This is a genomic window from Fibrobacter sp. (assembly GCA_017503015.1).
Taxonomy (GTDB): domain Bacteria; phylum Fibrobacterota; class Fibrobacteria; order Fibrobacterales; family Fibrobacteraceae; genus Fibrobacter.
The window spans coordinates 1-12159 of the sequence record JAFVTX010000065.1 but is presented as its reverse complement, the minus strand read 5'-3'; the positions used below and the strand labels follow the sequence as shown (position 1 = coordinate 12159).

12 protein-coding genes are annotated in these 12159 nt (G+C 51.2%); 6 read left to right on the top strand and 6 right to left on the bottom strand.

Translation table 11 applies throughout. From position 1 onward, the window contains the following. Positions 1-30: 30 nt before the first annotated feature. Positions 31-1137, bottom strand: coding sequence for a hypothetical protein (locus IKB43_11715; protein MBR2470794.1), 1107 nt, complete (start codon positions 1135-1137; stop codon positions 31-33). 212 nt (positions 1138-1349) lie between these two features. After that, positions 1350-2069 carry a ribonuclease HII gene (locus IKB43_11710; GenBank protein MBR2470793.1) on the bottom strand — a complete coding sequence of 240 codons (720 nt, stop codon included), beginning with the start codon at positions 2067-2069 and terminating at the stop codon, positions 1350-1352. Positions 2070-2507: 438 nt separating this feature from the next. On the opposite strand from IKB43_11710, the gene ilvB reads away from it, so the two are divergent. The 3 genes from ilvB (at position 2508) to IKB43_11695 (ending at position 5724) form a co-directional block, all read left to right on the top strand. After that, the gene (ilvB, locus tag IKB43_11705) at positions 2508-4226 is read left to right on the top strand and encodes a biosynthetic-type acetolactate synthase large subunit (protein MBR2470792.1); all 1719 of its coding nucleotides are present in this window, start codon (positions 2508-2510) and stop codon (positions 4224-4226) included. A gap of 15 nt (positions 4227-4241) precedes the next feature. Further along, entirely contained in the window at positions 4242-4736 is a 495-nt protein-coding gene (ilvN, locus tag IKB43_11700; GenBank protein MBR2470791.1) for an acetolactate synthase small subunit, read from the top strand. A 211-nt stretch (positions 4737-4947) separates the two neighbouring features. Further along, a complete protein-coding gene (locus IKB43_11695; protein ID MBR2470790.1) occupies positions 4948-5724 on the top strand; it encodes a thiazole synthase in 777 nt (258 codons plus the stop codon). Here the strand turns inward: IKB43_11695 and IKB43_11690 are convergent. Both IKB43_11690 and IKB43_11685 read right to left on the bottom strand, forming a co-directional pair. After that, positions 5721-7214, bottom strand: coding sequence for a response regulator (locus IKB43_11690; GenBank protein MBR2470789.1), 1494 nt, complete (start codon positions 7212-7214; stop codon positions 5721-5723). The genes IKB43_11695 and IKB43_11690 overlap by 4 nt on opposite strands. Positions 7215-7216: 2 nt before the next feature. Beyond that, positions 7217-9379 (bottom strand): fibrobacter succinogenes major paralogous domain-containing protein, encoded by a 2163-nt coding sequence (locus IKB43_11685; protein ID MBR2470788.1) that lies wholly within the window; start codon positions 9377-9379, stop codon positions 7217-7219. A gap of 96 nt (positions 9380-9475) precedes the next feature. On the opposite strand from IKB43_11685, the gene ung reads away from it, so the two are divergent. Further along, a complete protein-coding gene (ung, locus tag IKB43_11680) occupies positions 9476-10153 on the top strand; it encodes a uracil-DNA glycosylase (protein MBR2470787.1) in 678 nt (225 codons plus the stop codon). Between the two features lie 30 nt (positions 10154-10183). Here ung and IKB43_11675 read toward each other — a convergent pair whose 3' ends face one another. Continuing rightward, positions 10184-10399 carry a BrnA antitoxin family protein gene (locus IKB43_11675; protein ID MBR2470786.1) on the bottom strand — a complete coding sequence of 72 codons (216 nt, stop codon included), beginning with the start codon at positions 10397-10399 and terminating at the stop codon, positions 10184-10186. A 538-nt stretch (positions 10400-10937) separates the two neighbouring features. Here IKB43_11675 and IKB43_11670 point away from each other — a divergent pair. After that, positions 10938-11165, top strand: coding sequence for a hypothetical protein (locus IKB43_11670; protein ID MBR2470785.1), 228 nt, complete (start codon positions 10938-10940; stop codon positions 11163-11165). Between the two features lie 105 nt (positions 11166-11270). Here the strand turns inward: IKB43_11670 and IKB43_11665 are convergent, their stop codons facing one another. Next, positions 11271-11441: a hypothetical protein gene (locus tag IKB43_11665; protein ID MBR2470784.1), complete on the bottom strand. Its 171-nt coding sequence runs from the start codon at positions 11439-11441 to the stop codon at positions 11271-11273. 50 nt (positions 11442-11491) lie between these two features. Between IKB43_11665 and IKB43_11660 the strand changes: the two genes are divergently transcribed. Next, positions 11492-11737 carry a hypothetical protein gene (locus IKB43_11660; GenBank protein MBR2470783.1) on the top strand — a complete coding sequence of 82 codons (246 nt, stop codon included), beginning with the start codon at positions 11492-11494 and terminating at the stop codon, positions 11735-11737. The last annotated feature ends 422 nt before the right edge of the window (positions 11738-12159 follow it).

Below are 12159 nucleotides of genomic sequence, written 5' to 3'. Positions count from 1 at the left end.
TATTTATGTTATTGTTAATAAACTTGTCTGTTAGAGGTTGAGGATCCAGAAAGTGGCACGGGCACCGATATGGAACGCATTGCCGTCCACATCGTTGGTGAATTCCATGGTCTCGTTCAGATCATAAGAGACAAAGGCTCCAACTTCACCGGCCATTCCGGCAAAGGTAATGCCGTAACCAGCGCCCAGTTCAACAGCGTATTCGGACTGGGGACGATAGAACATATCCGTGTGACTGGTAGAATAAGGGCTTGGGATTCTGATATCATCAGAGGTAACCCAAGCGGCGTTGATACCGAGTTCTACAATGAGGCCTTCCTTCTGGGCAGGCATCCAACGACCATAGAGGCCGAGACCGGCACGCCAGTAACCTTCGTTAATGGTGCGGTTGTTGGATTCGCTCACATAGAGGCGATGATACTGCATAGAAGCCGTGAGGCGAGCGCCGAACTGCTGCTTAGAGAAGAGTCCGCTCACGCCCAAAGTAAAGGGAAGATCCTTGAAGTGGTTCTCGTCATACTGGACATCGAACATACCCCAAGCGCCAGATCCGGTAAGACCGAGCGCAAAGCGAGGAGCCTTGGCAGCCTTTTCTTCGGCAGCCTTCTGAGCGGCTTCGGCGGCAGCGATAGAATCAGCTTCGGCCTTCTTGCGGGCTTCCTCTTCGGCAGCGGCGATAGAATCGGCACGGGCCTGTTCGGCGGCGATAGAGTCAGCGATAGCCTTCTGGCGGGCTTCCTCGGCGGCGATAGAGTCGGCGATGGCCTGCTGGCGAGCGGCTTCAACAGCGGCGGCGCAACCTTCGGGGTCAATCTGCTGACCCAGGGAGTCTACGGCGCAAGGATCTACAGCCGGAACTTCTTCGACCGGAGCGGCTTCGGCTACGGGTGCAGCCTCGGGGGCCGGTGCGGCAGCGGGAGCAGCCTCGGGAGCCGGTGCGGCAGCAGGAGCAGCCGCTGCAGGGGCTGGAGCGGGAGCCGGGGCCGGAGCAACAGCTGCGGAAGCAGGAGCCGGCGCGGGAGCGGCAGCTGCGGGTGCAGGAGCCGGCGCGGGAGCAGGTGCAGGTGCGGCAGGGGCCTGAGCATAGGCTCCGCCGACCATAGAAGCAAGGAACATAACCATTGCAAGTTTCTTCATAGATTCTCCATTCATAAAAGAGTTTGCATTAAAATCACGTGAAATATATAAAGAATAACCCCTTTATGCAAGTTTTTTTTAAGAAACGTCCCCAAAAGGGCTTTTTTTCTGTTCCCAGAGTGTTTTCTAGATGTGAAGTGTGGGGTGTGAGCGGTGTAATTTCCCACTACTCACGACTCACAACTCACTACTCACAACTCATTACTCATTTTCTACAGTCCTTTCGGATGGAAGGTCTTGCGGTGTACCGGCGAAAAGCCCTGCTTGCGGATGGCGTCCAGGTGCGCCTTGGTGCCGTATCCTGCATGTTTTTCAAAGCCATAACCAGGATATTCCTTGGCCAGTTGGTCCATATAGCGGTCACGAAAAACCTTCGCAAGGATTGATGCCGCAGAAATAGAAGCCACCAAACTGTCCCCTTTTATCACGGGGAACTGGCACCCCAAGTCCAAACCGTGAATTTTCAAATTTCCATCCACCGCTACTAGAACGGTCGCACCCGGCTTAAAATGTCCCCGAACCTCCACGGGTAGTTCGGGCTGTTTTTCCGTGATCCCCGTCATACCCAAAGCCTGCAACGCCCGCCGCATGGCCAAAAAGTCAGCTTCCAGAATATTCAGTTGATCAATTTCCTCAACGCTGGCACTGGCTATGGCATAGCATTCGCAGGCGTCCTTTACTTTGTCGTAAATGGCCTCGCGTTTGGGCCGAGTAAACTTTTTCGAGTCGTTCAATACGGACAAAACATCTGCAGACTTGAGCACGGCGGCGCAGGCCACCACAGGGCCCGCCAACGGACCGCGGCCCACTTCGTCAATGCCTACTATGATATAGTTAGGGCCAAAAGTGGATGCGGCGTAGTTACGGAAGGCGATTTCTCCCTCGATGGGAGTGGTGACGGCAGACATGAAGTCGGGATTCTTGTATTTCATGGTTAAGATCTAGGGGTTAGGATCTAGGGGCTAGGATTTAGTGATTAGTGGTTAGTGATTAGTGGTTAGGATTGAGGGTCTCAAGAAGTGTCATCCCCGACCCATTCGACAAGCTCAGGGCAGGCTTTGATCGGGGATCCGTTCGAGAACGTAGCGCCTTTTTGCGCAAAAATCCAAAATTTTCATATCAAAAAAACAGTCATTCAGCAAAATTCACGGATAAAAATAGCGAATTTTGAACAATCAAAACCAAAATTTCTCAAAACTTTGCCAATTTTTACACAATTTTCAACAATTAAAAGCTTAAAAAATTCAATTTTTATTAAAAATTTCAAAAATTTTCAACAAATTCAGGAACTATATCTTGCCGTCCTAAACAAAAACTGCTAATTTTTCGTCAACTTTTTATAAATTTCCAAACTTTAACTCAGGACTTTTATGGCAAACAAGACATTAAGTGGAGCCGAAGTGATTATCGAATGTCTCAAAAGAGAGGGCGTCGATACCATTTTCGGGTACCCTGGCGGATCTGCAATCCCCATGTTCGACGCAATTCTCGATTCTAATATTAAAGTAGTGCTGACCCGCCACGAGCAGGGAGCCACCCACATGGCCGACGGATACGCCCGTCAGACCGGAAAGGTGGGCGTTGCCCTGGTGACCAGCGGCCCCGGCGCCACCAACACCTTTACCGGCATCTACACCGCCCTCATGGATTCCAGCCCCATCGTGGTGCTGGCCGCCCAGACCACCACGCCGAACCTGGGCAAGGACGCCTTCCAGGAATGCGACACCAGCGGCATGACCTTCGCCGCCGTCAAGCATTCCTACCTGGTGAAGGATTCCAACGACCTTCCCCGTATCATGAAAGAGGCCTTCCACATCGCGCGCAGCGGCCGACCGGGCCCCGTGCTCATCGACCTGCCCAAAGACGTGACCGCCGGCCCCTGCACCGCCCCCTTCACCGACAAGATGGACCTGCCGGGCTACAAGATTCCGACCCACGCCCCCATCCAGGCGGTTGAGAAGGCTGCAGAATTCCTGAAAAAGTCCAAGAAGCCCCTCTTGCTGGTAGGCCACGGCGCCATGATTTCCGGAGCGAGCCGCCAGGTGCGCGAGCTGGCCGAAAAGCTGAACGCTCCCGTGTGCTGCACCATGCTGGGCCTAGGCGCCTTCCCCACCGACCACGAGCTTTCTCTGGGCATGCTGGGCATGCATGGTACGGTTTACGCCAACAAGGCGGTACTGGACTGCGATTTGATTTTCTCCATCGGCAGCCGCTGGGACGACCGTATCACCGGTAAGCTGGACGTGTTCTGCAAGGACGCCGTCAAGATGCACCTGGACATCGACCCCGCCGAAGAGGGCAAGGTGCTGCAGCCCGACGTGTTCCTCTGCGGCGACGCCAAGCTCGTGCTGGAACAGCTCTTGCCCATGGTAAACAAGCTGGACACCGCCGACTGGGTTAAAACTTGCCAGAGCTGGAAAAAGAAGTTCCCCCTCACCTACCCCAAGCAGGGCGGACTCCGCATGCAGCACGTGATTGCAACAGCAAGCAAGCTTACCCAGGGCAAGGCCATCGTCACTACCGACGTGGGCCAGCACCAGATGTGGGTCGCACAGTTCTTCGACATCAACTACCCCCGCCAGCTGCACTCCAGCGGCGGCGCCGGCACCATGGGCTTTGGGTTCCCCGCCGCCATCGGCGCCTCCTTCGGCAACGAGACCGGCTGGCCGGTGCTCAGCTTCAGCGGCGACGGCGGATTCCAGATGACCGAAGCGGAACTGGCCACAGCCGCTATCCACAAGTTGCCCATCAAGATTTTCGTGATGGACAACAAGTACCTGGGCATGGTGCGCCAGTGGCAAGAACTCTTCTACGAACACCGCTACTCTAGCGTGGACATGCAGGGCAACCCCGACTTCGTAAAACTCGCCGAGGCCTACGGCATTCCGGGGCTGCGTATCAAGCGCGCCGCCGACGCCGAACGCGTTATCCAGAAGGCGCTGGAATACAAGGACGGGCCCATCCTTATCCATTGCGAATGCGAAAAGGAAGACAACGTGTTCCCCATGATTCCCGCAGGCGCCCCCATTACCAGCATGATTGTTGAACAGCCCAAGGCCCAGCTGGAAAAGCCCACGGGATCGACCTAATAGGAGGATTTGAAGATGATTGATAAGGCACATTCTATTAGTCTGTTGGTTGCGAACCGCCCCGGCGTGCTGGTGCGTATCGCCCTCGTGTTCTCCCGTCGTGGCTACAACATCGATTCCCTGGTGGTCTCCCCCACTCTGGACCCGAATTTCAGCCGCATGAACATCATCGCCCACGGAAACCCCGAAATCCTGATGCAGATTATCAAGCAGCTGGAAAAGCTGGTGGACGTGGTGCAGGCCAAGGACCATACCGACACCAACGCGGTGGAAAAGGAACTGGCCCTCATCAAGGTGCGCTGTTCTCCGGACCAGAGGACCGAAGTGTTGCAGCTCTGCGACCACTTCAAGGCCCATACCGTAGACATGACCGAAAAGTCCATGATTATCCAGATTACCGGAAGCAGCGACAAGGTGGACAACCTAAAGAGCCTGCTCCAAAAATTCGAAATCGTGGAATACATCCGCACGGGCAAGGTCATCATGCTCCGCGGCGAAGACAAGACGTAAACGACCGTTCGCGCCAAAGTCAGGAGCAAATTCTCCGGACTGCGCTCACTCTCGCAACCGCCCCTGGTTAATACCAGGGGCTTTGTTGCTCACGGACGACCGTCCTTTCTTCGATTTGTCATGCCCGCGAAGGCGGGCATCTCCTTTTCGCCTCGTCCATATTTCGGGCGGATTTTTCTATATTCCAGACGCAAAAAAAAAAGAAGGCTTTATGGAAGGCGCAAAGGATACTCTCGTTATTGGCGGTCACGAATTCAGTTCCCGTTTTATTCTTGGTTCCGGCAAGTACTCGCTGAAGCTCATCGAGGCTGCTGTGCGTGACGCCGGGGCACAGATCGTAACGCTTGCCGTGCGCCGCGCCAACACCAAGGACCACGAGAACATCCTGGACTACATTCCCAAGGGAGTGACCCTACTGCCCAACACTTCGGGAGCCCGAAATGCCGACGAGGCCGTGCGTATCGCAAGGCTCTCCCGTGAACTTGGTTGCGGAGACTTCGTAAAAATCGAAATCATGCGGGACACCAAGTACCTGTTGCCCGACAACTACGAAACGGTAAAGGCTACGGAGACTTTGGCAAAAGAAGGCTTTGTGGTAATGCCCTACATGTACCCCGACCTGAACGTGGCCCGAGACCTGGTAAACGCAGGCGCTGCCGCCGTCATGCCCCTCGCTGCCCCCATCGGGTCCAACAAGGGACTATCCACACGGGAATTCATCCAAATTCTGATTGACGAGATTGACCAGCCCATCATCGTAGACGCGGGAATCGGAAAACCCTCCGAAGCCTGCGCCGCCATGGAGATGGGGGCCGCCGCCATCATGGCGAACACCGCCCTTGCAACGGCGGGCGACCTGACGCTCATGGCAAACAGCTTCAAGCTTGCCATCGAGGCGGGTCGCAAGGCCTACCTGGCAGGCCTTGGGCGCGTGCTCACGCGCGGGGCTTCCGCCTCCGACCCGCTCACCGGATTCTTGCGGGACTAGACTTTTTTCCCGAAAAATCCTGCCAGGGTCTTTTCAAGAACCGCTACATCGATAGGCTTGGCCACGTAGGCGTTCATTCCCGCCTCCATGGCCTTTTCTATATCTGCGCTAAAGGCATTGGCGGTCATGGCCACGATGGGGACGTATGCCTGTTCCACATTGCCGAGACGGCGAATTCGGCGGGTGGCCTCGTAACCGTCCATGACGGGCATCTGGATATCCATCAGGATCATGTCGTAGTAGCCGGGATGGGCGCTGGACAGCTTGTAAACGCCCTCCTCGCCATTTGCCGCAAATTCCACCTCGAAGCCCATGTTTTTCAGGATCAAACCGGTTACTTCGCGATTGACGACCATGTCCTCTACCAAAAGGACCCGCTTGCCCGCAAAATTCACCGGACAATTCGGCAAGTCCGCATTCCATTGGGTCTGCATGGCCGACTGGAGGCGCATGGGAAGCGTCACCACGAACTCCGTGCCCTTTCCGGACTGGCTCTGCACCTGGATTTTTCCGTCCATCTGGTCCACGATGCGCTTGGTGATGGCCATTCCAAGGCCCACGCCCTGGACACCGCTCAACGAGGAGGAGCGCTCCATTTCAAAGGCGTCGAACAGGCGGCTCGCAAGGCTTTCGGTCATGCCGATTCCGTTGTCCTTCACCCGCAATTCGTACAGGCCAAAGCCTTCCCTTTCCGAAGGCTTTTCGGAAAGTTTCAAGGAAACCTCTCCACCATCGGGCGTAAACTTGCAGGCGTTGCTCAAGAGGTTCATGACGACCCGGTTGAAACCCTGGCGGGAACAAAGGACCAGCGGATCTTTTACGCCGCTGCAATCCACAGTGAAGTCGATGTTCTTCTCTTGCATCCGAGGCGCGAAGGTTTCTTGCCACCCAGACACCATTTCCCTTAAGTCCAGGGCGGACTCTTCCGCCTCGATTTTACCGCTTTCCAGGCGGCTCATTTCCAGCACGTCGTTCACCAGCGACAGCAGGTGTTGGCAGGAACGTTCAATCTTCACTGAGTTCTCCCTGATTTCGGGCAAGGTTGCGTCTTCTTTTTTGCAAAGGGCGACACAGCCCATGATTTCGTTCATGGGGGTACGGATATCGTGACCGATGTTAGAAAGAAATGCGGACTTGGCCTCGTGTTCCTTCTTCTCCGCGTTCAAGTCCTTGTGGACAGCCCCGATGCGTTCTTCCCCCTCTTCAACTTTTTTAAGGACAATCTTCATCAGGGAAAGAATCAGGAACACAAAAAGGCTCCCGCCAAAGAGGATGGATGGAACCACGTTGTCGGAAGTCCCCACATAGCCAACCGCCAGGTAGCCCAAGAGGAACAGGACCAACAGCGCCAGGGGAATGTGGAGAGGGCCACGGCCCATGTCCCAGTAGTTCGACCTGAGAACAACCCGTTCCAGCAAAATGTAACGGACGATGTTGAGAAGCATCAAGGCACTTCCGGCATAAACGAGAATCAAGGGCAGATTTTCCAAAATCAATTCTTGACGCAGCGAATCGGGAATCCGCGCCCCTTCTGGTTGTAATCGGTACTTACATCAAAATAGTTGTAGCGGTAATCCAGGAACCAATATAGAGCCTTCGTGGCCGCAGCTGTCTTGGGGGCTTCCGTTGCAGACCAGAAATTGGTAAACTGGCCTTCGTCATCAAAGGTATAGGCACTATAGGTTTCCCCCGCATTTGCATATTTCCCGTAATAGGCTCCCGTGGGAATCGCAGAGAAACCATATTCATCCAATGATTTTACACTCGTCGAATAGCTTTGCCACCCCGTCTTGGACTTTAAGTAAGAACCAGCATAGTGCTCAGTACCTTTCGCCTCGACATACTCCATAAGGTCATTCCATTCTGTAGAGGTCGGGATATGCCATCCATCGGGACACGCACCCTGATGTTTTTCCGCAATAACATCGGCAGCACTTTCTTCAAGGTAGAATGACGCCAGATTCATGGACGCCGTCCAAGTATAAAGCCTTCCCGCCATCTCGCAATTCTTTGGGCGATTGTTGAAACACCAGGAATTCCCCTTCAAATTCGTCATCTTCGTAGAATCTGAATAATCAAGGTTCTCGGCCATCCAGGTCTGGCTACCGATCTTTATGGTTTTGTATGTCTTGTTGTCGCGGCTATCCTTGAGCGTGCCATAATTGGCCGTTTCGCTGAAGAAATCCTCCTTGGAGTAATCGTAGATTCCAACGTCCCTCCAGCTTTTAACGCCACTATCGCAAATCTGCTCCTTTTTAGTGCCATAATAGGGGTCAATGTAACTCTTAATGACTCCGTCCCTGGACGCGGTACACGCATACCCGATAAGGGTATCCAGCCTTGTTGCAAATCTCAAGCTGCCGCCATCGCAGACCAGTTTTTTACCATTGTACGAACTTCCTGCAACAGCGATCTGTTCCATATTCCCATCCAACTTGTCGGTACAGGGAATGGAATAGACGCCCTCAATAAACTCCCCTATCCATCTTTCGAAATTGGGGGCGTTACCACCTTGGGTTTCTACCCTGGTGCGGATCTTGGAATTGTTTGCCAAATTGTTAAGCGCCCAATCCGCAACGGTCACCTGCGTCGTAGATTCCGAACTCTGGTTCCACTTACCGTCATCCTTGATATCCGCAGATAGTTCCGCCGTGGTAGACGTTATTCCCGTCGGATTCAATCCCCGAGTAAGCAGGATAGACACCGCCAGAAGTTTGGCATCGTCGTTGGTTGTGCCAAAGATGCTCAAATCTTCAAAGGCGTGGTTCAGGGGGGCATCCTTCGGATTCATGTAGAACGCTTCCATCACTTCCTGTTCGGCCTTAGACTTGGCTGCCGGAATGTTTTTGTAATCTCCTGTCGCAAACAGAGCCATCGCCCTATTGTAAGCCAGGTGAGCCAAAATGTTCAAGTTCGCCTTGTCCCGGTTACTCAGGTCCACAATCCCCTTCAGGGTAAAATCTCCTGTCGTTGTAGAGCCCGAAACCTCGTTATAGAAGGTTCCCGTAGCCTGAAGCAATCCATACTGGGTAGCAAGATTCAACTTAGGCGAAGAAAATTCACCAAGAGACGAAGATACCTCCCATTCAAACTTCGTTCCCGTCAAGGCCAAATCCTCATCCAGTTCCCAAATTTTCATAGTAGAGCCACTCGTGAACGGGCCCTTTTGCACCACTCCCGAAAAGGCCTTGCTCACAGGCTTCGTAGGAATGGTTTCATTTGCGCCGGGTGCACTAGAAGTCGGTTCCTGTGCAACACTTGAAGAACTTGCAGAGCCAGACCCAGAGGAATTCTTACCCGAATCAGAGGCGCTGCTTGAACCCGAAGTACTTCCACTACTTCCCTTTGTCGAAGACGATGACTTGTTTTTGGAGGGACTTGAACTTGTGTCAGATTCATCACCTTCACTATTTTCGGTGGCGCCGGTATTTTTCCATTCGTTAGGAATACAGATATACTCGGCTTTTTCGTCTTCTACATAGAGGACTTCACCCGCACGGTCTGCCGAGCACTTCCCCAAACCAGAAACAGACTTCACAGACTCTTTGGAGGATTTGTCCCCATCATCCTTGGCTCCCGTGGAAGAATCACCGCAGGAGCAGAGTATAGCCACAGCAGAAATAGCAGCCAGGCGCATAGCGAATGTTTTTGTCATGGAGGCCTCCTTTATTAGGCGAACATACCAGTGTTCAATAAAAGAAATATAAGCATTAATGGAGACATTGGCAAAATAATTAAGTATTTTTCGGCCATAATGGTTAAACTTGAAGAATCCTGGCTGAAACTCCTGGGCGACCAGTTCGAGCAGCCCTATTTCCAGAAAATAAAGGAAACCCTCCTGAAGGAGAAGGCGGAACACCACGTGATATACCCGCCAGGGCCGAAAATCTTTGCGGCCCTGGACTTTTGCCCTGTGGACAAGGTAAAGGCGGTCATCATCGGGCAAGACCCATACCACAATCCAGGACAGGCCCACGGGTTGTGTTTCTCGGTGCCTAACGGAATCGACCCGCCGCCCTCCCTCATCAACATCTTCCAGGAACTCCACGACGACCTTGGCATCACACCCCCGCAGCACGGGAACCTGGAAAGCTGGGCCCACCAGGGCATCTTGCTCCTGAACGCCTCCCTGACGGTGCGGGCCCACCAGGCGGCAAGCCATGCGGGAATCGGCTGGCAGACCTTTACCGACACCATTATCCAGAGGCTCTCGCAGGTGCGGGAAAATCTGGTGTTCTTGCTCTGGGGCAGTTTCGCTATAAAGAAACAGGCCCTGGTGGCGCCAAACCGCGGGCACCTGATCCTCACCGCCCCACACCCGAGCCCTCTTTCGGCCTACCGAGGATTTTTCGGCTGCAAGCATTTCAGCAAGGCAAACGCATTCCTTGTAAGCAAGGGAATCGAGCCTATCGACTGGTCAGTGAAGTAGAGGAACAAGCGGGATAAAATTCCCGCTTTTTTATTTCCACCGCATTGTCAGTTTGCGTTTGCACAGGGCGCAGTCCGTGAGATACGAATCTATAAGCGTCTGGTAAGGTATGCCGACGTTTTTTGCCATGTTCTTGAAGTAATCGATGGTTCTTGAATTGAGGCGGATGGTTATCTGCTTTTTCAACGCCGCCGCATAAGGGTTCTTTACCGCTTTCATGCCCGAAAAGTCATATTCCTTTTTCATATTCCGTCTCCAACAAAAAGCCACTCGAATTCTACTTCCATATAGAACCTCGTGGTGTAATTATAATATAATTACATTTTTGAGAAAAAACAACTAATGTTCTAGCCATATTCCCATATTTTCTCGGAAAAGCCTCCGTTTGGCAGACGGAGACAGTCCCCATCTACTAGTATAGACTTTTTTTTGCGGAAAAAAACGCCTTGCGAATGTGTAAAATTTCAGCAATTAACAAAGAAAGGGGGAAGCCTTCGCCTAGGGGGCAAGCCCCCTAACACCCCCACATCGTCAGCTTGCGCTTTTCAACTTTTCTTGTTCGGAAAGAATCGTTATGCCGTTGACATTTTCCCTGATGGAAATCAGCGGCTCTCTTTTTTACAAAGGCCTGTTGAAATCGACAAAATCCAAGAAATCCTTCCTTTTTTTCTGTTTTTTCCAGCGTCAAACCGCCTGCGAACCCGTATAAAATAAAGCATATTCAGAAAGCAGGTCTTATAGGAGCTCTTTATGAGCGGAGATAAAACAGAGAGCGAGGTTAATCATGATTACGGTTGACAAAGAAACAAGAAAGATTGAGTTCTACAAAGTTCACGAAAACGATAAAATTTGGTGGGTTGATTATATTGGTGAACATGGAACAGAAGCTGTATCCTTCGATAAGAAAAAAATTTTGTTTGTTTTCGGAGATTATCCCAAGAACTTCACCAAAGAGGAAAAAGCCTTGTTCGATAAAGAGAATCCTTATTGGAAAAAATTACTTGGCGGTTAAAAATCATCAACATTTACTTATACCTTTGTGTTCAAGAATCCTAGTAGCTCCCTAAATTTTGGGGAGTCTTTTAATTTTTCAATGTCTATCAAAACATCGAAGTATTCAATTCGTCCCTTTTTCGTGTGAAATCGTTGTCTTATAGGAGCTCTTTATGAGCTGAGGTAAAACGATAGCCGCCATGGCGGGCTTCAAGTCGCTTGCCGTCCGATTCGCAATATCGATAATTTCGTTGAATTTATCGATTTTTACGTCTGCGTTGATAAAATCTGCCATGGGGTTGCAATTCCTTGGGTAAAATGGTATATTAGAGAGCGAGGTTAATCATGATCACTGTCAAAGAAGAAACTCGTAAATTCGAATTCTATAAGGAAAATGAAGGTGATGTAATCTGGTGGGTTGATTATATTGATCAATGCGGCCTTCATGCAGTTTCTTTTGACAAGAAAACGATTTTATTTCTATTCAAAGATTATCCTCATAGTTTCACTCCAGAGCAAAAAGTTTTATTCGATAAAGAGAATCCTTATTGGGCTAATTTTTTTAGTAAAAGGAAACAGCTGTCGCGATGATTATCTTACACTTTTAGTGTTGAAAAAGCCCAATAGCTCCCTGAATTTCGGGGAGTCTTTTATTTTTTCTATATCGATTAAGAAATCGAAATACTCAACATTTCCTTTTCTTGCGAAAAACCTTCTTTTCAATACAGATTCTGTCAATTCTTGGAAACCATTTTCTTTCTTGTCTTATAGGGGCTCTTTATGAGCAGGGATAAAACTTGCAATTTTTGTCATCAATTTTAGCCTTGATCATTGCTTTTCTCCGAAAAAAGAGGTATATTAGAGTTAAAGAACGTATTGAGTTAGTGGAAAGAGGTTGACCACTTCAGCCAACTGATCCTTTGAGATTAAGTGCCTGCATACTAGAGTTCGCCGCCTAGTCTTACGTTCTTTTTTCATTTTATCACAGTTCTCCGATTTAACGCATCTGCATC

Excerpts from the sequence above, each read along its gene's own strand:
- IKB43_11715 (MBR2470794.1), bottom strand. The coding sequence starts at position 1,137 with ATGAAGAAACTTGCAATGGTTATGTTCCTTGCTTCTATGGTCGGCGGA.
- IKB43_11710 (MBR2470793.1), bottom strand. The coding sequence starts at position 2,069 with ATGAAATACAAGAATCCCGACTTCATGTCTGCCGTCACCACTCCCATC.
- ilvB (MBR2470792.1), top strand. The coding sequence starts at position 2,508 with ATGGCAAACAAGACATTAAGTGGAGCCGAAGTGATTATCGAATGTCTC.
- ilvN (MBR2470791.1), top strand. The coding sequence starts at position 4,242 with ATGATTGATAAGGCACATTCTATTAGTCTGTTGGTTGCGAACCGCCCC.
- IKB43_11695 (MBR2470790.1), top strand. The coding sequence starts at position 4,948 with ATGGAAGGCGCAAAGGATACTCTCGTTATTGGCGGTCACGAATTCAGT.
- IKB43_11685 (MBR2470788.1), bottom strand. The coding sequence starts at position 9,379 with ATGACAAAAACATTCGCTATGCGCCTGGCTGCTATTTCTGCTGTGGCT.
- IKB43_11675 (MBR2470786.1), bottom strand. The coding sequence starts at position 10,399 with ATGAAAAAGGAATATGACTTTTCGGGCATGAAAGCGGTAAAGAACCCT.
- IKB43_11670 (MBR2470785.1), top strand. The coding sequence starts at position 10,938 with ATGATTACGGTTGACAAAGAAACAAGAAAGATTGAGTTCTACAAAGTT.
- IKB43_11665 (MBR2470784.1), bottom strand. The coding sequence starts at position 11,441 with ATGGCAGATTTTATCAACGCAGACGTAAAAATCGATAAATTCAACGAA.
- IKB43_11660 (MBR2470783.1), top strand. The coding sequence starts at position 11,492 with ATGATCACTGTCAAAGAAGAAACTCGTAAATTCGAATTCTATAAGGAA.